The organism is Ruegeria sp. AF8, from assembly GCF_056541825.1.
The window spans coordinates 112379-134097 of record NZ_JBQFYW010000012.1; the positions used below are offsets into that span (position 1 = coordinate 112379).

The 21719-nt window shown below is 62.2% G+C and carries 27 protein-coding genes; 18 read left to right on the plus strand and 9 right to left on the minus strand.

Annotated features, from left to right (window positions below):
• Window positions 1-67 precede the first annotated feature (67 nt).
• Window positions 68-1648 carry a caspase family protein gene (locus ACR0AO_RS17790; protein WP_480606351.1) on the plus strand — a complete coding sequence of 527 codons (1581 nt, stop codon included), beginning with the start codon at window positions 68-70 and terminating at the stop codon, window positions 1646-1648.
• Here ACR0AO_RS17790 and rnhA read toward each other — a convergent pair.
• From rnhA to ACR0AO_RS17810, 4 genes are all read right to left on the minus strand, one after another.
• A complete protein-coding gene (rnhA, locus tag ACR0AO_RS17795; RefSeq protein ID WP_480606353.1) occupies window positions 1633-2103 on the minus strand; it encodes a ribonuclease HI in 471 nt (156 codons plus the stop codon). The genes ACR0AO_RS17790 and rnhA overlap by 16 nt on opposite strands.
• A complete protein-coding gene (locus ACR0AO_RS17800) occupies window positions 2096-2683 on the minus strand; it encodes a class I SAM-dependent methyltransferase (RefSeq protein WP_480606356.1) in 588 nt (195 codons plus the stop codon). The genes rnhA and ACR0AO_RS17800 overlap by 8 nt, the downstream gene beginning before the upstream one ends.
• A complete protein-coding gene (ispH, locus tag ACR0AO_RS17805) occupies window positions 2683-3633 on the minus strand; it encodes a 4-hydroxy-3-methylbut-2-enyl diphosphate reductase (protein WP_480606358.1) in 951 nt (316 codons plus the stop codon). Before ispH ends, ACR0AO_RS17800 begins: the two co-directional genes overlap by 1 nt.
• Window positions 3634-3842: 209 nt before the next feature.
• Window positions 3843-4418 carry a LabA-like NYN domain-containing protein gene (locus ACR0AO_RS17810; protein WP_480606361.1) on the minus strand — a complete coding sequence of 192 codons (576 nt, stop codon included), beginning with the start codon at window positions 4416-4418 and terminating at the stop codon, window positions 3843-3845.
• 139 nt (window positions 4419-4557) lie between these two features.
• On the opposite strand from ACR0AO_RS17810, the gene folK reads away from it, so the two are divergent.
• The 8 genes from folK to ACR0AO_RS17850 all read left to right on the plus strand — a co-directional run bounded on the left by folK (window position 4558) and on the right by ACR0AO_RS17850 (window position 11410).
• The gene (gene folK / locus ACR0AO_RS17815) at window positions 4558-5127 is read left to right on the plus strand and encodes a 2-amino-4-hydroxy-6-hydroxymethyldihydropteridine diphosphokinase (RefSeq protein WP_480606363.1); all 570 of its coding nucleotides are present in this window, start codon (window positions 4558-4560) and stop codon (window positions 5125-5127) included.
• Window positions 5128-5220: 93 nt separating this feature from the next.
• Window positions 5221-5574 (plus strand): DNA-directed RNA polymerase subunit omega, encoded by a 354-nt coding sequence (gene rpoZ / locus ACR0AO_RS17820; protein ID WP_480606365.1) that lies wholly within the window; start codon window positions 5221-5223, stop codon window positions 5572-5574.
• A 26-nt stretch (window positions 5575-5600) separates the two neighbouring features.
• Window positions 5601-7733, plus strand: coding sequence for a RelA/SpoT family protein (locus ACR0AO_RS17825; RefSeq protein WP_480606368.1), 2133 nt, complete (start codon window positions 5601-5603; stop codon window positions 7731-7733).
• 16 nt (window positions 7734-7749) lie between these two features.
• Window positions 7750-8448, plus strand: a complete 699-nt coding sequence (locus ACR0AO_RS17830; RefSeq protein ID WP_480606371.1) for a DUF2062 domain-containing protein — start codon at window positions 7750-7752, stop codon at window positions 8446-8448.
• Window positions 8441-9187, plus strand: coding sequence for a pyridoxine 5'-phosphate synthase (locus ACR0AO_RS17835; RefSeq protein WP_480606372.1), 747 nt, complete (start codon window positions 8441-8443; stop codon window positions 9185-9187). Before ACR0AO_RS17830 ends, ACR0AO_RS17835 begins: the two co-directional genes overlap by 8 nt.
• Entirely contained in the window at window positions 9184-9807 is a 624-nt protein-coding gene (locus tag ACR0AO_RS17840; protein ID WP_480606374.1) for a LysE family translocator, read from the plus strand. The genes ACR0AO_RS17835 and ACR0AO_RS17840 overlap by 4 nt, the downstream gene beginning before the upstream one ends.
• Entirely contained in the window at window positions 9807-10427 is a 621-nt protein-coding gene (locus ACR0AO_RS17845) for a LysE family translocator (protein WP_480606377.1), read from the plus strand. The genes ACR0AO_RS17840 and ACR0AO_RS17845 overlap by 1 nt, the downstream gene beginning before the upstream one ends.
• A 155-nt stretch (window positions 10428-10582) precedes the next feature.
• Complete coding sequence (locus ACR0AO_RS17850; RefSeq protein WP_480606380.1) at window positions 10583-11410, plus strand: MBL fold metallo-hydrolase; 828 nt, start codon at window positions 10583-10585, stop codon at window positions 11408-11410.
• A 9-nt stretch (window positions 11411-11419) separates the two neighbouring features.
• Here the strand turns inward: ACR0AO_RS17850 and ACR0AO_RS17855 are convergent, their stop codons facing one another.
• Window positions 11420-12283, minus strand: a complete 864-nt coding sequence (locus ACR0AO_RS17855) for a CE1 family esterase (protein WP_480606383.1) — start codon at window positions 12281-12283, stop codon at window positions 11420-11422.
• Window positions 12284-12391: 108 nt separating this feature from the next.
• On the opposite strand from ACR0AO_RS17855, the gene acpS reads away from it, so the two are divergent.
• The 8 genes from acpS to recO all read left to right on the plus strand — a co-directional run bounded on the left by acpS (window position 12392) and on the right by recO (window position 17454).
• Complete coding sequence (gene acpS / locus ACR0AO_RS17860; protein WP_480606386.1) at window positions 12392-12811, plus strand: holo-ACP synthase; 420 nt, start codon at window positions 12392-12394, stop codon at window positions 12809-12811.
• Window positions 12812-12867: 56 nt separating this feature from the next.
• Window positions 12868-13704, plus strand: coding sequence for a signal peptidase I (gene lepB / locus ACR0AO_RS17865; RefSeq protein ID WP_480606389.1), 837 nt, complete (start codon window positions 12868-12870; stop codon window positions 13702-13704).
• Window positions 13701-14378: a ribonuclease III gene (gene rnc / locus ACR0AO_RS17870; protein ID WP_480606392.1), complete on the plus strand. Its 678-nt coding sequence runs from the start codon at window positions 13701-13703 to the stop codon at window positions 14376-14378. Before lepB ends, rnc begins: the two co-directional genes overlap by 4 nt.
• Window positions 14379-14478: 100 nt before the next feature.
• Window positions 14479-15387: a GTPase Era gene (gene era / locus ACR0AO_RS17875; protein WP_480606395.1), complete on the plus strand. Its 909-nt coding sequence runs from the start codon at window positions 14479-14481 to the stop codon at window positions 15385-15387.
• On the plus strand, window positions 15384-15713 hold the full coding sequence (locus ACR0AO_RS17880) for a DUF1491 family protein (protein ID WP_480606400.1): 330 nt from the start codon (window positions 15384-15386) through the stop codon (window positions 15711-15713). Before era ends, ACR0AO_RS17880 begins: the two co-directional genes overlap by 4 nt.
• 63 nt (window positions 15714-15776) lie before the next feature.
• Window positions 15777-16100: a hypothetical protein gene (locus ACR0AO_RS17885; RefSeq protein WP_480606403.1), complete on the plus strand. Its 324-nt coding sequence runs from the start codon at window positions 15777-15779 to the stop codon at window positions 16098-16100.
• A 79-nt stretch (window positions 16101-16179) separates the two neighbouring features.
• Window positions 16180-16659, plus strand: a complete 480-nt coding sequence (locus ACR0AO_RS17890) for a GNAT family N-acetyltransferase (RefSeq protein WP_480606406.1) — start codon at window positions 16180-16182, stop codon at window positions 16657-16659.
• Between the two features lie 69 nt (window positions 16660-16728).
• Window positions 16729-17454: a DNA repair protein RecO gene (gene recO / locus ACR0AO_RS17895; protein ID WP_480606408.1), complete on the plus strand. Its 726-nt coding sequence runs from the start codon at window positions 16729-16731 to the stop codon at window positions 17452-17454.
• Here recO and ACR0AO_RS17900 read toward each other — a convergent pair.
• Window positions 17438-17830 (minus strand): META domain-containing protein, encoded by a 393-nt coding sequence (locus tag ACR0AO_RS17900; RefSeq protein WP_480606411.1) that lies wholly within the window; start codon window positions 17828-17830, stop codon window positions 17438-17440. The genes recO and ACR0AO_RS17900 overlap by 17 nt on opposite strands.
• Before the next feature lie 317 nt (window positions 17831-18147).
• On the minus strand, window positions 18148-19839 hold the full coding sequence (locus ACR0AO_RS17905) for an acyl-CoA dehydrogenase family protein (RefSeq protein ID WP_480606414.1): 1692 nt from the start codon (window positions 19837-19839) through the stop codon (window positions 18148-18150).
• A gap of 144 nt (window positions 19840-19983) precedes the next feature.
• Here ACR0AO_RS17905 and ACR0AO_RS17910 point away from each other — a divergent pair, with 144 nt between their 5' ends.
• Entirely contained in the window at window positions 19984-20748 is a 765-nt protein-coding gene (locus ACR0AO_RS17910; protein WP_480606417.1) for a sulfite exporter TauE/SafE family protein, read from the plus strand.
• A gap of 7 nt (window positions 20749-20755) precedes the next feature.
• On the opposite strand, the gene ACR0AO_RS17915 is transcribed toward ACR0AO_RS17910, so the two are convergent.
• Both ACR0AO_RS17915 and ACR0AO_RS17920 read right to left on the minus strand, forming a co-directional pair.
• Window positions 20756-21298 (minus strand): hypothetical protein, encoded by a 543-nt coding sequence (locus tag ACR0AO_RS17915; protein ID WP_480606420.1) that lies wholly within the window; start codon window positions 21296-21298, stop codon window positions 20756-20758.
• A gap of 18 nt (window positions 21299-21316) precedes the next feature.
• On the minus strand, window positions 21317-21610 hold the full coding sequence (locus tag ACR0AO_RS17920; protein ID WP_480606423.1) for a hypothetical protein: 294 nt from the start codon (window positions 21608-21610) through the stop codon (window positions 21317-21319).
• Window positions 21611-21719: the final 109 nt, after the last annotated feature.

The window sequence follows — 21719 nt, forward strand, 5'->3', positions numbered from 1 at the left end:
CTTTTCGCCGCGCTGGTGGTTTGAGCGGCGGCAAATCTCGGCTAAACTGTGAAAAGCGGAGGTGCCGATGCGAATTCTCGCCTTGTTTCTGATTGTCCTCGCCCTGCCGGTCTGCGCTCTGGCCGACCGGGTGGCTCTGGTCATCGGAAACTCGGATTATCGGGCGGTCGCACCGCTGGACAACCCGGCAAACGATTCCGCCGACGTCTCCGATCTGCTTGAGAAACAGGGGTTCGAGGTCGTCCGGGCCGACAACCTCAACCGCACGCAAATGCGCGAGACGCTGCGCAATTTTCGGTCGATGGCGGACCGGTCGGAAATCGCCATGGTCTATTATGCCGGGCACGGGATCGAGATCGGCGGCACCAACTATCTGATGCCGGTAGATGCCCGGCTCGAGGATGTGCGCGATGCCGGGCTGGAAATGGTCGAGATGGATCTGATCCTGCGCCAGATCTCGGGCGCGCGGCGGATGAAGATGGTGGTTCTTGACGCCTGCCGCAACAATCCCTTTCTTGCCCGGATGAAACAGCAGGGCGGCAGCCGCAGCGCCCGTCAGGGTCTGGCCGATATCCAGACCAACGAATCCGATACGCTGATCGCCTATGCCGCCGCCGCCGGTGAAATCACGCCCGACGGCATTGCCGGGGCCAACTCGCCCTTCACCGCCGCGTTCCTTGAGGCGATGGAAGGCCCGCCGACGGATGTGCGCCAACTGCTGGGCCGGGTCCGGGACCGCATGCGCCTGTCGGTGCCGGGGGCGGCACCGTTTGTCTATTCCTCACTGGGCGGCGGCGAATATGTGATCAATCCCGAAAGCGCCACAGGCCTCGTGCAGCCGCAGCCCGAACCGCGCGCCATGCCGAAAACCGTAGCGTCCATTTCGCAGGATTTCATCGCTGCTGACCGCGCGGGCAGTTTCGAAGCCTGGGACGCCTTCCTGATCCGGTTCGAAGATCAGAGCACCCACCCGCTCTATGCCTTCGCGCTGGAAAAACGCGAGGAACTCAGGCCCGTCAACCGGACCGCGACGTCACCCAGGCCGGCCCCCAAAAACGATGTGATTGCCGCACTGCCCGCCGCCGAACCGGCGGCAAAGCCCGCATTGGCCCGCCCGGAGCCGGAAACCGAACCGGACCAGATGTCCGAGCCGGCGGTTGCGGAGGAACCCGAGATGACCCTCGATCAGGCGGCGCGGCTGGCGCAGACAGGGCTGAAGGAACGGGGATGCTATCTCGGCGCGATCGACGGCGATTTCGGGCGGCGCTCAAAGGCGGCCACGGCAGCGTTTCTCAAACAGGCGGGATTGCCTTTGACGGACCGGTACCAGGACGGGGTGCGCGGGTATCAGGAACTCGTGGCCACGCTGGACGCCAACCCCGATGTCTCCTGTCCCAAGGTAGCCCGCAGGACGACCCCGGCCAAGACGACCAAGCCAAAATCACAGTCGACCACGCGGCAGACGACCACGCGGCAGACGACCACCAAGACTGCCAAGCCCGCCCCGAAAGCCGCTGAAAGCAACAGCGATACGCAGCCGATCACCGGCGTTCCGGGTCTGGTCACCCGCAAGGACGCCACCAAAATGGTTCCCATCCGCCCATCCGACTGCATCGGCGGGCGAAAAAAGTTCTACGACTGCGACTGAGTGGTTTTCTTGAACGGCTTCATGCCCGCGCGCGCCAGCTCATCGGCGCGTTCGTTTTCCGGATGCCCGGCATGGCCCTTGACCCATTCCCAGGTCACCTCATGGCGGGCCTGCGCCTCATCCAGCCGCTGCCACAGTTCCACATTCTTGACCGGCTTTTTGTTCGAGGTCTTCCAGCCGTTCCGCTTCCACCCGAAGATCCAGCCGGTGACCCCGTTCTTGACATAGGCGCTGTCGGTCACGACGGTGATTTTGGTCGGCCGTTCCAGCGCCTCCAGCGCGTTGATCGCCGCCAGCAATTCCATCCGGTTGTTGGTGGTCCCGGCCTCGCCGCCGTTCAGTTCGCGTTCCTTCAGGATGCGTTCGCCGTCGACGGCGCGCAGCAATACGCCCCAGCCACCGGGGCCGGGATTGCCGGAACAGGCGCCATCGGTATAGGCAAACAGATCAGGCATGGGCGAATACCAGAATGAATCCGTCATAAGACCCGGCCAGCCCCTGGCCCATCCCGGTCACATGCCGGTCAATTGCGAACCCGGCTCCGGTCAGCGCCTCTTCGATCTCGGCCTGAGAGAAATAGGTGTAAAACCGGCCCAACTCGTCGCGGTGTTCACCGGTCCCCAGTTTGAGACCCAGAAACAACACCCCGCCGGGTTTCAGCGCCCGGTGGATCGCGGCCAGATGGCGGGGCAAGTCGGCGCGGGGGGCGTGCAGCAGGCAAAAGCTGGCATAGATGCCATCATACTCGGCCTGTTCGGTCACATCGTCGAAGGTGCCCAGATGCGCGTCTACGCCGTGTTCCCGCGCCCGGTCGACAAAGGCCGGTGTCGCGTCAATTGCCCGAACCTTCAACCCCTGCCGTATCAGAAACGCGCTGTCCGATCCGGGCCCCGAGCCCAGATCCAGCACATAGCTGCCCGGGGCAAGCATGTCGGCAAAATCCTGTCGCGCCTCAAGCTGTTCCTTTGGCAACGGGATTTCCATATACTGCGCCACCCGCGCCGTATAGACGTCGATAGTTTTCTGATCCGGCATCAGGCGAGTTCCCGTAACACGCGCGGGACCTTGAATTCCACGTTCTCGGTGGCGGTCTCGACAATCTCCACCGTCACCGCAAAGCGATGGTGAAAAGCGTCGATCACTTCGTTGATCAGCTCTTCCGGCGCCGAGGCCCCGGCGGTGATCCCGACCGAGGCGATGCCCTCCAGCGCGCGCCAGTCGATATCGATGGCGCGCTGCACCAGCTGGGCATATCCGCACCCGGCTTTTGAGGCGACCTCGACCAGACGGCGCGAATTGGACGAGTTCGGCGCCCCCACCACCAGCAGCGCATCCGATTTCGGTGCGATGGCCTTGACCGCCTCCTGCCGGTTGGTGGTGGCGTAACAGATGTCTTCCTTGTGCGGACTGACGATGGCGGGGAACCGTTGTCTGAGGGCGGCGATGATATCCTTGGTGTCATCCACCGACAGGGTGGTCTGGGTGACAAAGGCCAGTTTGTCGGGGTCGCGCACCCGCACCTGCGCCACATCCTCGACCGTTTCCACCAGCAGCACCTCGCCATCGGGCAACTGCCCCATGGTGCCGACCGTCTCGGGGTGGCCCTTGTGACCGATCATGATCATCTGCAAACCGGCATCCGCGTGGCGCTGTGCCTCGACATGAACTTTCGAGACCAGAGGACAGGTGGCATCGACGTAAACCATGTTGCGCCGCTCGGCATCGGCGGGCACCGATTTTGGCACCCCATGCGCCGAAAAGATCACCGGGCGGTCATTCGGGCATTCCTCCAGTTCCTCGACGAACACCGCGCCTTTTTCGCGCAATCCGTCCACGACGTATTTGTTGTGCACGATTTCATGGCGCACATAGACCGGCGCGCCCCATTTCTCCAGGGCCATCTCGACGATCTTGATGGCGCGGTCCACCCCCGCGCAAAACCCGCGCGGCGCGGCCAGATACAGGGAAAGCGGCGGTTTGGTCATGGTCAGCATCTCCTTGCCGCGACACGTAGGAGATTTCACCGGGCACGTCCAGTAATCATGTTTTTGTCATGCTGGCGTCATCTTTGCCGGGTACAAAGTGACTCGTTTCAGTATGAGCCATTATTTAAAGCAACGCGGCCAGGATCATTCGAACCTGGCCGCGCTTTTCAGAAATCGAATTCCGGGACGCCCTGGCTGGCAGAAGCGGTTCAGCGCCCGCCAGCCGCAGCATAGCTCCGGTCTTCGGTCGGAATTTCACGCGGCGGGCGCCCGATCACGTCGCGCAGCTCTTCCAACTCGATGAAATTGTCGGCCTGGCGGCGCAACTCGTCCGAAATCATCGGCGGCTGGCTGCGGATGGTCGAGACCACCGAAACGCGCACGCCCTGACGTTGCAGGCTGGCAATCAGCGGGCGGAAATCCCCGTCGCCCGAAAACAGCACGATATGATCCACGCGCGGCGCCAGTTCCATGGCATCGACCGTCAGTTCGATATCCATGTTTCCCTTGACCTTGCGGCGGCCCATGCTGTCGGTGTATTCCTTCGCCGGCTTGGTGACCATGGTGAAGCCGTTATAGTGCAGCCAGTCCACCAAAGGTCTGATCGGAGAATACTCATCGTTTTCAAGCAGCGCTGTATAGTAGAAGGCCCGCAACAGTTTGCCACGACGCATGAACTCCTGACGGAGCAGTTTGTAGTCGATGTCAAATCCCAGAGCTTTTGCGGCGGCGTAAAGATTCGAGCCGTCGATGAACAGCGCCAGCCGTTCGTCCTTATAAAACATTAACTTTTTTCCTTCCGGTGCAACCATTTCGCCTTGTATTTCCGTGAGTGAGTGGTGAGTGGTGGGCGAAATGATGGTTCTAATGTAAGAAATTTGCGATTTATCGCAAGCATTCTGTGCGCCGAATATGGAGTATTTGATGAACAATACTGCACAAGAGGTCGTCATCGCGCTGGGGGCGAACCTCGATTTTTCCGGCTCCGGCCCGCAGGTGACCCTGCGGCATGCGCTGGATGCGCTGGCCGGGGAGGGGGTGCAGGTTCGCGCCGTCAGCCGGTTTTTTGCCACGCCCTGCTTTCCGGCGGGGGCGGGTCCCGACTATGTGAACGCGGCGGCGCTGCTAAAGACCGGGCTTGTGCCCGGGGCGCTGCTTGACCTTCTGCACCGTGTGGAACACCGGTTCGGGCGCGCGCGCGCGCAGCGCTGGGGGATGCGCACGCTGGATCTGGATATCGTCTGCTGGCAGGACAGGGTGCTGCCCGACCTTCCTGAATATGACCGCTGGCGCAACCTGCCCCCTGAGGATCAGATCAGAGCCGCGCCCGGGCAGCTGATTCTGCCGCATCCCCGCCTTCAGGACCGCGCCTTCGTGCTGGTGCCGATGGCCGACGTGGCCCCCGGCTGGCGCCATCCGGTTCTGGGCCGGACGGTCACCGAAATGCTGGCGGACCTGCCCGAGAGCGACGTCGCGGCGGTCAGACCGCTCTGATTGCCGGACTGTTGGTATTTCGCGCTTGTCAAGCCAGAGATTCCCGCTTAGATAAGCCCCTTCCTGACACGGTTTCTGATTGGAGAGTGCCTCATGGCCCGCGTGACGGTAGAAGATTGCGTAGACAAGGTTCCGAACCGCTTCGAGCTGGTGATGCTCGCCGCTCATCGCGCGCGCGAGATTTCCGCCGGCGCCGCGATCACCGTGGACCGCGACAATGACAAGAACCCGGTCGTGTCCCTGCGCGAGATCGCCGACGAAACCCAGACGGCGGACGAACTGCGCGAACGTCTGATCGAGGCCAACCAGACCCAGATCGAGGTCGACGAGCCCGAAGAAGACCAGATGGCACTGCTGATGGGCGCCGAGTCGGACAAGCCCGCCGCTGACGACATGTCCGAAGAAAAGCTCCTGCGCGCCCTGATGGAGGCTCAGGGCCAGGGGTAACCCGGACACGGGAAGGTGCGGACCGGATGATTTCTGCTGAAGACCTGATTGCGCTGGTCCGCAATTACAATCCGAAAACCAATTCCGACCGTCTGGAACGGGCCTACGACTACGGCGAAAAGATGCACGAAGGGCAGTTCCGCCATTCGGGCGAGCCCTATTTCACCCATCCGGTCGCCGTTGCCGCCATCCTGACCGAACAGCGGCTGGATGACGCCACCATCATCACCGCGCTGCTGCATGACACCATCGAGGACACCAAAGCCAATTATGGCCAGGTCGCCGAGATGTTCGGGGATGAGGTCGCCAAGCTGGTCGACGGCGTCACCAAGCTGACCAACCTGCAACTGTCCAGCCACGAGACCAAGCAGGCGGAAAACTTCCGCAAGCTGTTCATGGCCATGTCCAAGGATCTGCGGGTCATTCTGGTCAAGCTGGCCGACCGGCTGCACAACATGCGCACCATCAAGGCGATGCGGCCCGAGAAACAGGTCGTCAAGGCGCGCGAGACGATGGATATCTACGCGCCGCTTGCCGGTCGCATGGGCATGCAGTGGATGCGCGAGGAACTGGAAGATCTCGCCTTCCGTGTCCTCAACCCCGAAGGCCGCCAGTCGATCATCCGCCGCTTCATCACCCTGCAGCGCGAAACCGGCGACGTGATCCACCGCATCACCGGCGACATGCGTCATGAACTGGAAAAGGCCGGGATCGAGGCCGAGGTCTTTGGCCGCGCCAAGAAACCCTATTCGATCTGGCGCAAGATGCAGGAAAAGGATCAGGGCTTCTCGCGCCTGTCCGACATCTACGGCTTTCGCATCATCACCCAGTCGGAAGAGGATTGCTATCGCACGCTTGGCGCGATCCACCAGCGCTGGCGCGCCGTGCCGGGGCGGTTCAAGGACTATATCAGCCAGCCGAAATCGAACGGCTACCGCTCGATCCACACCACCGTGTCGGGGCGCGACGGCAAGCGGGTCGAGGTGCAGATCCGCACCCGCCAGATGCACGACGTGGCTGAAACCGGGGTCGCGGCGCATTGGTCGTATCGCGACGGGGTGCGCTCGGAAAACCCCTTTGCGGTGGACCCGGCCAAATGGATCGCCAGCCTGACCGAACAGTTCGACACCGAAGAGGATCACGAGGATTTCCTCGAAGCGGTCAAACTGGAAATGTATTCCGACCAGGTGTTCTGCTTCACCCCGAAGGGCGACGTGGTGAAACTGCCGCGCGGGGCGACGCCGATCGATTTCGCCTATGCCATCCACACCCGCATCGGCCATGCCTGTGTCGGCGCCAAGGTCGACGGCATCCGGGTGCCGCTGTGGACCCGGCTCAAGAACGGGCAGTCGGTGGATGTCATCACCGCCGACGGCCAGACACCGCAGGTCACCTGGCTCGAAATCGCCGTGACCGGCAAGGCCCGCACCGCCATCCGCCGCGCCCTGCGCGAGGTGGATCGCGAACGCTTTGTCAAACTTGGCCATGAACTGGCGCGGGCCGCATTCGAACATGTCGGGCGCAAGGCCACCGACAAGGTTCTGGATACGGCGGCCAGGCACCTGCGCCTCAAGGACCGCAGCGAGTTGCTGGCCCGTCTGGGCAGCGCCGAGCTGACCGCCCATGACGTGATCGAGGCGGTCTATCCCGAACTTACCCGTGACGAGGGCGAAACCATTCCCCTGCGCCGGGCGGTGATCGGTCTGGAGGCGGGGCAAAGCTTCGAGCGCGCACCCTGCTGCCAGCCGCTGCCGGGCGAACGCATCGTCGGCATCACCTATCGCGGCAAAGGCGTGATCGTGCACGCCATCGACTGCGCGCGGCTCAGCGACTACGAAAATCAGCCCGAGCGCTGGGTCGACCTGCACTGGCATTCCGGCACCCATCCGGCGGTCTATGGCGCGACGCTCGATCTGACCATCGGCAACGATGCCGGTGTGCTGGGACGTATTTGCACATTGATCGGCGAGAAAAAGGCCAATATCTCGAACCTTGAATTCGTGGATCGGAAACCGGATTTCTATCGCCTGCTGATCAACGTGGAACTGCGCGACGTCGAACAGTTGCATTCGTTGATGTTGACACTTGAGGCGGAAAGCGACGTCGCCGCCGTCGAGCGGTACCGCGATTCCGATCTGGCAACGACGGAAACGGCTTGAGAGAGGACGATCAGGAGTGGTTTTCAAGCGCCGAGATCGCCGCTCGCCCGTCCAGATCGCATCTGAGTTCGTTTATCCGCGCGGCGGCTGGACCCGCGCCTTCCACTATGTCAAGCACCGCGTCCGCCGGTTGCCGGATTCGCCCGAACGCATCGCCCGCGGTGTCGGCGCCGGGGTATTCGCTTCGTTCACGCCGTTTTACGGGATGCATTTCGTCATCGCCGCCGTGCTGGCCCGCCTGATCAACGGCAACTTTCTGGCCTCGCTCAGCGGCACCTTCTTTGGCAACCCTCTCACCTATGTCCCGATCGGGGTGATCAGCCTTCAGACCGGTCATTTCATCCTGGGCACCAAGTTCGAAAAGGGCGACACGCAGGGGCTGATGGGCAAATTCGCCAACGCCATGGCGGATCTCAAGGACAATTTCATCGCGCTGTTCACCGATCGGGATGCCGACTGGCGGGGGCTGGGTGTGTTTTATGACGAAGTGTTCTTTCCCTACCTGGTGGGGGGCGTTCTGCCGGGCATCGTCGCCGGGGTCGTCTGCTATTATCTCAGCCTGCCGCTGGTTCGCACATATCAGCAGCGCCGCCGCGCGCGGATCAAAAAGAAATTTGACGAAATCAAACGTTTGGCTCAGGTCAGGGCTGCCAGTGCGCCGCCAAAACCTCTAGGCTCGCTCTCAGGGCAGGAGAAGGATTCGAACGATGTCTGACACCCATCTGCGTCTTGGCGTGAATATCGACCATGTGGCGACCGTGCGCAACGCGCGCGGCGGCGGCTATCCCGATCCGCTGCGCGCCGCCAAACTGGCCGAAGAGGCGGGCGCCGACGGCATCACCGCGCATCTGCGCGAGGACCGCCGCCACATCTCGGACGCCGATATCGACGGGCTGATGGAGGTGTTGTCGGTGCCTCTGAATTTCGAGATGGCGGCAACGCCCGAGATGCAGCAGATCGCCCTGCGCCACAAGCCGCATGCGGTCTGCATCGTCCCCGAAAAGCGCGAGGAACGCACCACCGAGGGCGGGCTCGAAGTCGCGCGCGAGGAAAACAAACTGGCCCATTTCATCGCGCCCCTGCGCGAGGCGGGTTGCCGGGTGTCGATCTTCATCACCGCCGACCAGCGCCAGATCGACGCCGCCCACCGCATCGGGGCCGAGGTGATCGAGCTGCACACCGGCGCCTATTGCGATTTCCACGCCGAAGGCAAACTGGACGAAGCCGCGCGCGAACTGGATAGCTTGCGCGAGATGTCTGCCTATGCCCATTCGCTGGGTCTAGAGGTCCACGCAGGCCACGGTCTGACATACGACACGGTGAAACCGGTGGCGGCCTTCCCCGAGGTGCGCGAGCTGAACATCGGCCATTTCCTGATCGGCGAGGCGATCTTCCGCGGCCTGACCCCCGCCATCAGGGAAATGCGCATACTGATGGACGAGGCGCGGACATGATCACCACAGGGTTTGCTGCTATCTGGCTTGCCTGGCTTTTCGCCGGGGGCTCGCCGGGGCCGGCAACCATGGGGATTGCGGGAACCGCGATGAACGAAGGCCGCCGCGCCGGGCTGGCCTTTGCGCTGGGCATTTGCGCGGGCTCCGCCGCCTGGGGCATTGCGGCGGCGCTGGGGCTGTCGGCGATCATGCTGGCCAATGTCTGGGTGTTCGAGGTGATCCGCTATGTCGGCGTGGCCTATCTGGGCTGGCTGGCGCTGAAAGCTCTGCGCCGAGCCGTGACCTCGGACGAGGTGGCATTGGGCAAGCCGGTCAGAGGGTCGCTGACCACCATCTTTGCCAAGGGTGCGGCCATTCACCTGACCAATCCCAAGGCGATCCTTAGCTGGGGGTCGATCTATGCCATCGTCGCGCCCAACGATGCCAGCCTGGCGATGTTGCTGGGCTATTTCGGGATGCTCTATGCTGGGTCGTTGCTGATCTTCATTGGCTATGCCTTTTTGTTTTCGTCCGAACGCATGGTAAACGCCTACCGCCGCGCGCGCCGCTGGTTCGATTTCGCATTTGCCGGGTTCTTTGGGCTGGCGAGTTACAAGATTTTGACCGTAAGGTTGACGTGATGGATATCACCACCCTTTTGGCCACCGCGTTGGCGTTCCTGATCGTCGCGATCTCACCCGGCCCGGCGAATATCTCGAATGCGGCGGTTGCGATGAAATATGGACGCAGGACGAGCCTGATTTATGGCGCAGGCCTGTCCTGCGGGTTGGTCTTTTGGGGTCTGGTCGCGGCCAGTGGCATGGGGGCGGTGCTACAGGCGTCGCTCTACCTGTTGACGACATTGAAAATTCTCGGCGGGCTCTATCTGCTGTGGCTGGCATGGCAATCCCTGAAATCCGCGGTTCAACCCGTCAGCGAGGCGCGTGCCACCGCAGCGGCTGGCGGTCGCTGGTTTCTGCGGGGGCTGGTCCTCAACATGTCGAACCCCAAGTCCGTCATTGCCTGGATGGCGGCGTTGTCCGTCGGGCTGGGCCCGAATGACGGGCTGATAAACCTTGCCGCGGCCACGTTGGTTTGCATTGGCGTCGGCTTTTTCAACAATGCGCTTTATTCGATACTCTTTTCCTTTGAAGGCATGATGCAGGGATACCGTCGTTGCCGCCGCTGGATCGACGGCGCGGCCGCCGGGCTGTTCGCCTTGGGCGGGTTCGGCCTGATCAGATCGGCATTTTCCAAATAATTCTTGGCACCGGCCTGCCATTCGGCGTGGTATCGCAGAAATTGCTTTCCGCCCGGCCGGCCCGATCCGGTTCACAATCATGTGAGATTTGGCAAGTTGCCGTGGGGGCAGGTCAGGTGTCATCCTCGGTTATCCATTGCACGGAGGATATTTCGATGATCGCAAGAACCCTCGTTTCCGTTTTCCTTTTGACAACCGCTGGCGCGGCGCTGGCGCAGGACGCACAGCGTGAACTGATCCCGGTCAAGGGCGATGTCTATCTGTTCCGCAACAATTTCCATCTATCCCTGATCGTCGCCACGCCCGACGGCACCATCCGCGTCGATCCCATCAACGCCGAAGCGGGCGCATGGCTGAACGAGAACCTGGGCCAGATCACCGATCAGCCGGTGACGCATCTGATCTATTCGCACAGCCATCTGGACCACGCCTCCGGCGGTGCCGCCCATGACGGCGCGCAGGTCATCGCCCATGAAAACGCGCCCGATGCCATCGACGGCGTGGCCCCCGAGATCCGCGTCGGCGACAGCCACACGCTGGAACTGGGCGGCAAGACGCTCGAGCTGACCTATCTGGGGCCGGGCCATGGCGAAGACATGCTGGCCGTTGTCGTCCGCCCCGAAAACGTGGGGTTCATCGTCGATGTGGCCGCCCCCGACCGTCTGCCCTATCAGACGCTGGGAGGAGCCAATGCGGATGACTGGATGAACCAGATCGAAAACGCCATGGCGCTCGATTTCGAAGTGTTCGCCCCGGGTCACGGCAAGATCGGGACCCATGATGATCTGGCCGAGCATCTGAGTTATTTCCAGGCTCTGCGCGCCGGTGTGCTCGACGGCCTCAAGGCGGGCAAATCGGTTCAGGAGATTCAGGCCGAACTGACGCTGGAGGATTACAAGGATTGGGGCCAGTACGAGGCATGGCGCCCGCTCAATATCGAGGGCATGGCCACCTATCTCACCAATGCGGGGCTTGTGAACTGAAAACGATCGTCAGTCGGGATTGGTCCCGGTGGCGGGCAGGGTCGTGAACCATTCCGCCACATTGTCGGCCCATCCCGGCTGACGTCCGTGGCCGTTGGGCCCAAGCGAGAAAACAAGCGATCCGCCGCTGCATTTGGTCCATGCCTTGTTCCAGCGCGCGCCCTTTGTCGAAACCGTGTCGGCCATCTGACCGCAGCCATTGGTTTCTGCAAGGATATGCAGCGATTTCAGAACGCTGCCCTGTTCGAATTCGAAGCCGCCAAAGGTGACTTCTCGGCCTTCCAGCGGGACGGTGCGGTCGGCGAAACCATGCGAGTGGCGCATGTGAACCGGACCCTTGCAGCGCCGCCACATCGGCTCCCAGAACGCGCCCGAGGCGGAGGCATAACCAAGCGCGAAATCAGGGTTCCGGCAGGCAATGTCCCAGACCAGCGAGCCGCCGCGCGAGTATCCGGCCAGAAAGACCCGGTTCGCATCGAACCCGAACCGCGCCAGCGCGTCGGCCTTGACCGCCTCCAGCACAGCTGCATCGTCGCGCGGCCAGCGATGCCCGTCATGCACGCCCCAGTCCAGCGCTTTAGGGTTACCGATATCGACCTGCCCTGTCGGGGCCACAAAGGCAAAGCCGCGCGAGGTGAACGCCTCGACCAGTTCGGTGTTCTTGATAACCGCCTTGGGTGTAGCCGCATATCCGTGCAGGAAGATGATGACCGGCGCGCCGTCCGGGGCCGGTGGCAGGGCGAGCAGATATTCGGCCTCGCCAGCGATGCACGGGGTGTCTGGCCCGCCGCAACCGTTCTCCTGCGCCAGGGCGCCGGACAGAAGCGCGTTTGAAAAAATCAGCAAAATCAGGGCCCGCATCGTGATCCGCATTCCGTGTCCCTCCCTTGGTCAGAGTGTAGCACGGAATTATTGCGGGCAACTGCTTGCCATGCGGGACGGATTGACGTTGATTGTGCCGACAGATTCCAAGGGGGCCGCATGATCCTGGGCATTGGCACAGACCTCGCCAATATCGACCGCATTCAGGGAACGCTTGATCGGTTCGGCGACCGGTTCCGCGACCGGGTGTTTACCGAAACCGAACAGCGCAAGGCCGAACGCCGCGCCGATACCGCCGGCACCTATGCCAAGCGCTGGGCCGCGAAAGAGGCGTGTTCCAAGGCGCTGGGCACCGGTCTGCGCATGGGCATCGCCTGGAAGGATATGGCGGTGAGCAACCTGGCGACAGGTCAGCCCGTCATGCATGTCACCGGTTGGGCGGCGAGCCGTCTGAAGGAAATGACGCCCGAGGGCCACGAGGCGATCATCCACGTCACCCTGACCGACGATCACCCATGGGCGCAGGCCTTTGTGGTGATCGAAGCGCGGCCGGTTCACGAAGCCGCCGCGCGGCCTTGACTTGGCTCCACCGGCCCCGCATGTAGCACCCAATCAGACAAGGACTGGAGAGCAGAATGGCCGAGAAAGCCAAGACCGGCAGCACCGTGTGGGAGACGATCAAGACCATCGTCTATGCCCTGTTGATCGCGGGTGTCTTCCGCACGCTGTTCTTCCAGCCGTTCTGGATCCCGTCCGGCTCGATGAAACAGACGCTGCTGATCGGGGATTTCCTGTTCGTCAACAAGATGGCCTACGGCTATTCCTACGCTTCCTGCCCCAGCCTGATCCTGCCGCGTTTCGGCATCAATATCGATGCCGGGGACATCTGCGGCTGGATGAAGGGCGACAATTCCCGCATCCTCGGCGGCGAACCGGAACGCGGCGACGTGATTGTCTTTCGCCACCCGGTTTCCGGGCGCGACTATATCAAGCGGCTGATCGGATTGCCGGGCGACAAGATCCAGGTGCGCGACGGTGTCCTGAACATCAACGGCGCGCCGGTCGAACTGCAGGATGACGGCGTCTTCGAAGAGATCGAAGAGCCGCAGGGGCCGCAAGGCCTGCGTCCGCGCTGCGAAAACGGCCCGGTCGGCACCGGGGGCATCTGCATCAAGTCGCGCAAGATCGAAACCCTGCCGAACGGCGTTTCGCATACGATCCTGAATATCGGTGACCAGGCCTCGGACCATACCGGCATCTACTTGGTGCCCGAGGGGCATTATTTCTTCATGGGTGACAACCGCGACAATTCCAGCGACAGCCGCCTGCCGCAATCCGCCGGTGGCGTGGGTTTCGTACCTTATGAAAACCTGATCGGCCGCGCCGACCGGATCATGTTCTCGTCGGCGGGCCGGTCGATGCTGTTCTTCTGGACCTGGCGCGGCGACCGGTTCTTCAAGGGCGTGCAGTGAAACTGTCCGCCGAAATAAGGGCGTTCGAACGACGCATCGGATATGAGTTCGAGCGCCCCGAGATTTTGCTGCGTGCGCTGACGCACGGTTCGGTGTCCTCGTCGACCCGGCCTGATAACCAGCGGCTCGAGTTTCTGGGCGACCGGGTGCTGGGGCTGGTGATGGCCACCGCTCTGCTGGAAGCGGACAAGGGGGCATCCGAGGGCCAGCTTGCGCCCCGATTCAACGCGCTGGTGCGCAAGGAAACCTGCGCCGATGTCGCGCGTCAGGTCGATCTGGGCTCGGTGCTGAAACTGGGCCGCTCTGAAATGCTGTCGGGCGGGCGCCGCAAACAGGCGCTGCTGGGCGACGCGATGGAAGCGGTGATCGCCGCCGTCTATCGCGATGCCGGGTTCGAGGCCGCGCAGGACATGATCCTGCGCCTGTGGGGCGAGCGCATCCGCCAGGTCGAGGCCGACGCCCGCGACGCCAAGACCGCGCTTCAGGAATGGGCCCAGGCCCGTCGTCAGCAACCGCCGAGCTATGTCGAGGTTTCGCGCTCAGGCCCCGACCACGCGCCGGTCTTCACCATCGCCGCCCGCCTGCAGGACGGCACCGAGGCGCAGGCCACCGCAGGCTCGAAACGCCAGGCGGAACAGGCGGCGGCCAAGGCGTTGTTGTCCCGGCTGGGATGACCCTCTGGCGCCTGTCATCCTTTATCTGGTTCATTTGCCCTCTGGTCCGGCGCGTCAAACTCCTGTAGGGGTGCCGCCCTGCAAGCAGGATTGAAAACTGATGACCACACGCGCCGGATTTATTGCCCTGATCGGTGAGCCCAATGCGGGCAAGTCCACTCTGTTGAACCGCATGGTCGGGGCCAAGGTCTCGATCGTGACGCATAAGGTGCAGACGACCCGCGCGCGCATTCGCGGCGTGGCGATGGAGGACGACGCGCAGTTGGTCTTTGTCGACACGCCGGGTCTGTTCAAACCGCGCCGCAGGCTCGACCGGGCGATGGTGGCGGCGGCCTGGGGTGGGGCGGCGGACGCCGATGTCGTGGTGCTGATGGTCGAGGCGCATCGCGGCATCACCGAAGGCGTCGAACGTATCCTCGAAGGGCTGGCCGAGATCGGTCAGGGCCGCAAGGTTGCGCTGGCGATCAACAAGATCGACAAGGTGCCTTCCGAAAAGCTGCTGGCCCTGACCAGCGATCTGAACACGCGTTATCCCTTTGCGGAAACCTTCATGATCTCGGCCGAGCGCGGCTATGGTGTGGATGACCTGCGCAAATGGCTGGCGTGGCAGTTGCCCGAGGGGCCGTGGCTGTACCCCGAAGATCAGATCGCCGATCTGCCGATGCGGATGATCGCCGCTGAGATGACCCGCGAAAAGCTGACCCTGCGCCTGCATCAGGAACTGCCCTATCAGCTGACCGTCGAAACCGAAAACTGGCAGGAGCGCAAGGACGGCTCGGCCCGCGTCGATCAGGTGATCTATGTGATGCGCGACGGGCACAAGGGCATCGTGCTCGGCAAACGGGGCGAGACCATCAAGGCCGTCAGTCAGGCCGCGCGTGCGGAACTGGAGGCGTTTCTGGACCGCAAGGTGCACCTTTTTCTGCAGGTCAAGGTACGGCCCAACTGGCTGGAAGAGGCCGAGCGCTATTCCGAGATGGGACTGGATTTCAAAGACGGCAACGCATGACCCGCCTGACCGCCGAATTCTGGGTGCATGCCTATCTGGCGCGCCTGCGGTTTCAGGAAATACCCGCCTTTGTGGTGGCCCATGGCGACGACACCGCCGGCGCGGTTCTGATCAAGCTCAACACGCTCGACGGGCAGGCTGTGGCGTTCCAGCGCAGCTTTGATCTGATGAGCGGCGAACGCAAGTGGGTCGAACTTTCCAGCGGGGTCGAGACCAAGGTTGACGATGCCATCCAGCGCCAGTGCGGCTTTGACCCGGATCTCTGGGTGATCGAGGTCGAAGACCGGCAGGGCCGGCATCTTTTGGGCGATGAGGGGCTGGACTGACCCCAAGGCTTGCCAAATCTCTTGCGACCTGCCTAGCTGGGGCCATGATCAACGGAGGCTGAGATGACGCTGAAACATCACGTAACACCGGCAACCGCGGGCCTTGGCGCCATCCTGATCTTTTGCGCCGGGGCCGTTTTTGCCCAATCCGACACGCCCGCGCAGCCGATCAACTGCGCCACGGCCGACGGCGATATTCGCGCGCTCAACTCGGAGCTTGATCATGTCAACAAGCAGCAGGCCCTCGACATCGCGGCGATCACGCCCGCAGGTGCACTGATCGGTCTCGTGACGGGGACCGAGCAAAAGCGCTTCGAAATGCTGACCGGCGAATATCAGCAAAAGCTCGAGGCTCGGATCGCCGCGATCAGGGAAAAGTGCAAGTGATGCAAATGTGAATGCCGTGGCCGATGCAATCGGGCACGCAATCCCATATCCTGTTCAACGGCGAGGACACCGGTATTCGATGGCGCGCGATCAATCGATCTCATTTGCAAGGCTGACCGAGGTTCCTCTCTCCGAAATCGTGGCGCATATGTCCGATCCCCGCATGGCCGAACACATGCCGTTACTGACATTCGCATGGGATGCCGGGGTGGCGCAGGAATTTGTGGCCACCAAAGAGGCCTGCTGGCAGCGTGACGGGCTGGGGCATTGGGCGATCCTGCTGGATGGGGCCTATGCCGGCTGGGGCGGGTTTCAGATGGAGGCAGGGGAATGGGATTTCGGTCTGGTGCTCCGGCCAGACCATTTCGGGCTTGGTCTTGCGGTCACATCCCATATGCTCGCCTTTGCCCGGCAGGACCCGCGCATTTCCCATGTCACCTTCCTGCTGCCGCCCTCGCGGCGGCACCTTGGCGCATTGCGACGGTTGGGGGCGACCTATGTGGGCGAGGTCGACCATGCCGGTGCCCGGTTCCGCAAATTCCGGCTGGACACCGCCTGAACCTGTCCCTTGCCGCCCCACGGCATTTGAGGGCAAGGTGGCCATGGCGGCAAGGGGCAGGCATAGGCGATGGATTGGCGCGACCACGGCATACTTCTGACCTCCCGCCGCCACGGCGAAACCTCGGCCATCATCGAGGTCTTCACCGAAACCCATGGCCGCCACGCAGGCGTGGTGCGGGGCGGCGCCAGCCGCAAGGTTGCGCCCATCCTGCAGCCCGGCGCGCAGCTCGACGTGGCCTGGCGCGCCCGGCTCGAAGAGCATCTGGGCACCTTTCACGTCGAACCCCTGCGCTCGCGCGCGGCGGCGGCGTTTTCGGGGCGTCTGGCGCTGGCGGGGCTCAACGCGGTGGTGGCGCTGTTGTCCTTTTGCCTGCCGGAACGCGAACCGCACCCGGCCATCTACAAACGCACCGAGCAGCTGATGGACCTGCTGGGGCAGGATGAGGTCTGGCCGCTGGCCTATCTGCGCTGGGAACTGGCGCTGCTCGAAGAGCTGGGCTTCGGCCTCGATCTCAGCCGCTGCGCCGTGACCGGCGCGACCGAGGGGCTGGTCTATGTCTCGCCCAGATCGGGCCGGGCCGTGACCGCGCAGGGGGCGGGCGAATGGGCCGACCGCATGCTGCCCCTGCCGCCATGTCTGCGCGGACAGGGGCCGTCGCCCGACGCCGAGGTGGCGCAGGCGCTGACAACCACCGGTCATTTCTTCGAACACCGGGTCGCGCCCGCGCTGGGCCACCATCCGCTGCCCCAGGCGCGGGGGCGTTTCGTGGACCTTTTCACTCGGTCGCTGTGAACACCATTTCGTGCCCCGAATCATTGCGAAGAATCAGCACATCGCCCGACACTTCGGACTGGGTCATCGCCATCAGCGCCGCGAAATAGGTGCCCTCGGTCTCCAGATCGGGGCAGTCCCTGCGCGTCGCCGCGATGTCCGTGACCTCGAACCAGGGATAGGGCGCATCCAGCACGCCGGTATAAGAGTTGCACGGGGCCTGCCCGGTAATCTGCCCCGGCTCGGGAAAGGTCAGAGTCGCGGTGGCGGAAAATGCCCGGCCGTCGATTTCCTGCAAAGCCCAGGTGTGATCCGCCGCGCCATAGGCGGCGACGGATTCGTCGCGCTGGCATTGCCAAAGACCCAGAAAGGGCAAAATCAGGACAAGACGCAGCATGTGATGACCTCTCTGTGCGCACCGGTGCCAGGGGCAGAACCAGCAAACCGGGGTCGGGTCAAGCCCGGCGGGTCGGAAACTCTCCCATTAGGCGCCGACTTGAGCAATTTTTCGAACCCGCCAAAGGTTAACGGTTTGGAAACATCTTGCGCGCGGGACTCCTCCTGTCGCAGGGCGAACACCGGGTTTGCAGGCTTGTACAAATTGGACAGGCGGGGGGTGCAGGCCGGTACAATTCGCACAGTTCGGCGGTACAGGCACAAAAGACCCGGCGCGGGGCCGGGTCGAGTGGGGGGATGCAAATGATCTCCCGAGGGTTACCCAAGCAGGCGGCGCGCGATCACCTGCGCCTGAATTTCAGCAGCGCCCTCGAAGATGTTGAGGATACGCGCATCGCACAAAACGCGGCTGATCTTGTATTCCAGCGCAAAGCCGTTGCCACCATGGATCTGCAGCCCGTTATCCGCCGCCGCCCAGGCCACCCGCGCGCCCAGCAGCTTGGCCATTCCGGCCTCAAGATCGCAGCGGCGGTCGTGATCTTTTTCCCAGGCAGAGAAATAGGTCAGCTGTCGCGCGATCATGATTTCGACCGCCATCATCGCCAGTTTTCCGGACACGCGCGGAAAGTTGATCAGGGTCTTGCCGAACTGCTTGCGTTCGACCGCGTATTGCATGGCGATGTCCAGCGCCGATTGCGCCACACCGATGGCGCGGGCCGCGGTCTGGATGCGGGCCGACTCGAAAGTCTGCATCAACTGCTTGAATCCTTTGCCTTCTTCGCCGCCCAGCAGGTTCTCGCCCTTGACGTGGAAGCCGTCGAATCCCAGCTCATATTCCTTCATCCCGCGATAGCCCAGCACCTCGATCTCTCCGCCGGTCATGCCCGGAGTGGGGAAGGGGTTATCGTCGGTTCCCGGCGTCTTTTCGGCAAGGAACATGGACAATCCACGATGATCCGTGGTGGCCGGATCGGTGCGCGCGAGCAACGTCATCACGTGGGTCCGCGCGGCATGGGTGATCCAGGTCTTGTTGCCGGTAATCCTGTAGTCGCCGTTCTCGTCTTTTGTCGCGCGGGTCCGTAGCGAGCCCAGATCCGATCCGGTATTGGGCTCGGTAAACACCGCCGTCGGCAGGATTTCGGCGCTGGCGATCTTGGGCAGCCAGTTCGCTTTCTGCGCGTCGGTGCCGCCCGCCATGATCAGTTCGGCGGCGATCTCGGATCGGGTGCCCAGCGACCCCACGCCGATATAGCCGCGCGACAGTTCCTCGGACACCACGCACATCGATGCCTTGCTCAGGCCGAAACCGCCGAACTCTTCGGGGATGGTCAGGCCGAAAACACCCATTTCGGCCAATTCTTCAATGATTTCAAGGGGAATCAATTCGTCTTTGAGATGCCAGTCATGTGCGTTCGGTTCAACCTTGTCCTGCGCATAACGCCGGAACTGATCGCGGATCATCTCCAGTTCTTCCTCAAGGCCCGAAGCCCCGAACATGGTGGCGCCGGCCTGTGCCTCCATCAATTCGACCAGACGGGTGCGCGCGGCCTGACTGTTACCTGCACGCATCAGGGTCTGAACCTCTTCGCACTGAAAGCCGGACAAGGCGTCCCAGCCGAGGCCAAGCTCCTGCAGGCGTACGACTTCGGCCTGGTTCATGGGAATGCCGCCGGCAATCTGGTGGAGGTACTCGCCGAATGCAATCTGGTGGATCAGCTGTTCCATCTCGCCGAACCTGCCGTCAGCCTCAAGCGCTTCGGCCCAGCGCTGCATCTGGCGCAGCGACTGGTGATAGGTCGCCAGCCATGACAAGCCATGCGCCGCGGTCTGGTTGGCTTCGATCAATGCACCCGAAATTCTGCCATCCGCCGTCACCATGGCACGCACCGATTCCAGCGCGCGGGTGAACACGGTTTCGACCGGGGCCAGCGCCGCACCGGTCAGTCGCAGAAGATCGGGCAATATCACGGGATTGGTCATAGTCGTTACATCCTGTCCGTCATGGGCCATGAATCACGTCCTCTTTCTGAGTTGTCTGGTCATATCATTTCGCACATGCAGCGCAACAAAAATACACAATAAGGCCTGAAAAAGTTCAAAAATTACGTAATGATTTTTGCGGTGCAGAGAAAAACGCGGTGATATCAAAAGGGCATGACGGATTTGATTCTCATTACCCCCATAAACCTGGCGCTGGCCTGTGCGGTTGCGGTACTGGCGGGGCTGGTCAAGGGGATGGTGGGCTTTGCCATGCCGATGATCATGGTTTCGGGGTTGAGCCTGATATTGCCGCCGGATGTGGCCCTGGCCGGGCTGATTCTGCCGACGCTGGTCACAAATTCTATGCAGGCCTTTTGGCAGGGGCCAAGGGCGGCCATCATGACGGTAAAGCGGTTCCGTGTATTCCTGAGCGTCGGATTGATCTGTTTGCTTGTCAGCGCGCAGCTGGTTGTGCGGATACCGGTCTCGACATTCCTTGTGATGATCGGAGCCCCGGTCTGTTTCTTTGCCATAATCCAGTTGCTGGGCGTGACACTCACGCTCAAGCGGGATACCGCCCGCAGCCAAGCAACAGCTGGCGCGGTCGCGGGGTTTATTGGCGGGATGTCCGGCGTATGGGGCCCACCTACGGTGGCCTATCTGACCGCCCTGAACACGCCGAAACGTGACCAGATCCGCATTCAGGGTGTGATCTATGGGCTTGGTGCCTTGGCGTTGCTGGGCGCGCATATCGGGTCAGGCATCCTGCGCAAGGATACGGTCGGGTTGTCCTTTGCGCTCGTCGTTCCGGCCGTTTTGGGTATGTGGATGGGGATGAAATTTCACGACCGGATCGATCAGGCCACTTTTCGCAAGGCGACGTTGCTGGTGTTGCTGGTCGCCGGCTTCAACCTTTTGCGCCGGGGGTTGACGGGATGATGCCGGACTAGCCTTTGCCCCGCATGAACCGGAACACGAAAAGCAGACCGAGCATCAGAAAGAACAGCCCAAAAACATCTCCAATCAGAAAGGCGATATACTCGACGGCGGAACTGCCGAACGCGAAATTCGTCAGCAAGGACGACAGAACCGAGGTAAGTACGCCCGCGAACATGACGCAACTCCAGCAGGCGGGACGGTCGGGATTTGGAAATATGTCCCAGCCGAAGGTTTTGAAAATCTGGAACACCACAGGTGCGGCGGTGATTGCGACAAGGATGGCCCACAGGCGGCTGAGCAAGAACACATCGGCCCCGCCAAGGTAAACGAAGACCAGAAAAACACCGGGCAACAGGGCTGGTATCGCGCGCCATCCCAGCAGCCACGCCGTTAAAACCCTGACGCCATGGGGTAAAAACAACAGGCTTGCCCGGCTAGGATAGTCCGGGAAAAACATGCTTTGCAGCGGCATCAGGACGTCGAACGTTACAACGGATGCCGCCACATAGGCGAGCGAGGCAAAAAACGTTTCCTGAACCGAAAAGCGCACTTGACCAGCGACGTGGACCTAGTGCCGCGGCGCGTGCACGATATATCGACCGCGGTTGGCGGTCTCGCATTGCGACAGATACCCTTTTTCGACCAGGGATTTCAGGGCCCGGAAAAAGGTCGGGCGCGAAATCGGCCGTACGAGGGTGTGTTCAATCAGACCGAAAGTACGGACCTCATGACCCGCCTTGGACAACTCTCCGGCGGCGTAATAGATATCGCGCTCGGCCGGTGAAAGCTCTTCCAGACCCAGGGTCTGTTCCATGCTTTGCATCAGTTTGCGGAGTTCGGCAAGTTTTGAGACTTCCAGCATAGGGTATGAATTCCGGGTTGCTTAATCTTGTTGCACTTTGATGAGGCCGATGCGCGCAAGTCTGCATTTTTTATTCTGCTGCAGAAGTCTCATATTGACATAAGGCGTG

What these genes read in the sequence shown, in the direction of transcription:
- era (WP_480606395.1), top strand. Translation starts at nt 14,479, where the DNA reads ATGACCACACGCGCCGGATTTATTGCCCTGATCGGTGAGCCCAATGCG.
- ispH (WP_480606358.1), bottom strand. Translation starts at nt 3,633, where the DNA reads ATGACCAAACCGCCGCTTTCCCTGTATCTGGCCGCGCCGCGCGGGTTT.
- ACR0AO_RS17835 (WP_480606372.1), top strand. Translation starts at nt 8,441, where the DNA reads ATGTCTGACACCCATCTGCGTCTTGGCGTGAATATCGACCATGTGGCG.
- ACR0AO_RS17910 (WP_480606417.1), top strand. Translation starts at nt 19,984, where the DNA reads ATGACGGATTTGATTCTCATTACCCCCATAAACCTGGCGCTGGCCTGT.
- rnhA (WP_480606353.1), bottom strand. Translation starts at nt 2,103, where the DNA reads ATGCCTGATCTGTTTGCCTATACCGATGGCGCCTGTTCCGGCAATCCC.
- lepB (WP_480606389.1), top strand. Translation starts at nt 12,868, where the DNA reads ATGGCCGAGAAAGCCAAGACCGGCAGCACCGTGTGGGAGACGATCAAG.
- ACR0AO_RS17900 (WP_480606411.1), bottom strand. Translation starts at nt 17,830, where the DNA reads ATGCTGCGTCTTGTCCTGATTTTGCCCTTTCTGGGTCTTTGGCAATGC.
- ACR0AO_RS17885 (WP_480606403.1), top strand. Translation starts at nt 15,777, where the DNA reads ATGACGCTGAAACATCACGTAACACCGGCAACCGCGGGCCTTGGCGCC.
- ACR0AO_RS17825 (WP_480606368.1), top strand. Translation starts at nt 5,601, where the DNA reads ATGATTTCTGCTGAAGACCTGATTGCGCTGGTCCGCAATTACAATCCG.
- ACR0AO_RS17920 (WP_480606423.1), bottom strand. Translation starts at nt 21,610, where the DNA reads ATGCTGGAAGTCTCAAAACTTGCCGAACTCCGCAAACTGATGCAAAGC.
- ACR0AO_RS17855 (WP_480606383.1), bottom strand. Translation starts at nt 12,283, where the DNA reads ATGCGGATCACGATGCGGGCCCTGATTTTGCTGATTTTTTCAAACGCG.
- ACR0AO_RS17845 (WP_480606377.1), top strand. Translation starts at nt 9,807, where the DNA reads ATGGATATCACCACCCTTTTGGCCACCGCGTTGGCGTTCCTGATCGTC.
- ACR0AO_RS17800 (WP_480606356.1), bottom strand. Translation starts at nt 2,683, where the DNA reads ATGCCGGATCAGAAAACTATCGACGTCTATACGGCGCGGGTGGCGCAG.
- acpS (WP_480606386.1), top strand. Translation starts at nt 12,392, where the DNA reads ATGATCCTGGGCATTGGCACAGACCTCGCCAATATCGACCGCATTCAG.
- ACR0AO_RS17850 (WP_480606380.1), top strand. Translation starts at nt 10,583, where the DNA reads ATGATCGCAAGAACCCTCGTTTCCGTTTTCCTTTTGACAACCGCTGGC.
- ACR0AO_RS17905 (WP_480606414.1), bottom strand. Translation starts at nt 19,839, where the DNA reads ATGGCCCATGACGGACAGGATGTAACGACTATGACCAATCCCGTGATA.
- rpoZ (WP_480606365.1), top strand. Translation starts at nt 5,221, where the DNA reads ATGGCCCGCGTGACGGTAGAAGATTGCGTAGACAAGGTTCCGAACCGC.
- ACR0AO_RS17790 (WP_480606351.1), top strand. Translation starts at nt 68, where the DNA reads ATGCGAATTCTCGCCTTGTTTCTGATTGTCCTCGCCCTGCCGGTCTGC.
- ACR0AO_RS17890 (WP_480606406.1), top strand. Translation starts at nt 16,180, where the DNA reads ATGGCGCGCGATCAATCGATCTCATTTGCAAGGCTGACCGAGGTTCCT.
- ACR0AO_RS17810 (WP_480606361.1), bottom strand. Translation starts at nt 4,418, where the DNA reads ATGTTTTATAAGGACGAACGGCTGGCGCTGTTCATCGACGGCTCGAAT.
- recO (WP_480606408.1), top strand. Translation starts at nt 16,729, where the DNA reads ATGGATTGGCGCGACCACGGCATACTTCTGACCTCCCGCCGCCACGGC.
- folK (WP_480606363.1), top strand. Translation starts at nt 4,558, where the DNA reads ATGAACAATACTGCACAAGAGGTCGTCATCGCGCTGGGGGCGAACCTC.
- ACR0AO_RS17840 (WP_480606374.1), top strand. Translation starts at nt 9,184, where the DNA reads ATGATCACCACAGGGTTTGCTGCTATCTGGCTTGCCTGGCTTTTCGCC.
- ACR0AO_RS17880 (WP_480606400.1), top strand. Translation starts at nt 15,384, where the DNA reads ATGACCCGCCTGACCGCCGAATTCTGGGTGCATGCCTATCTGGCGCGC.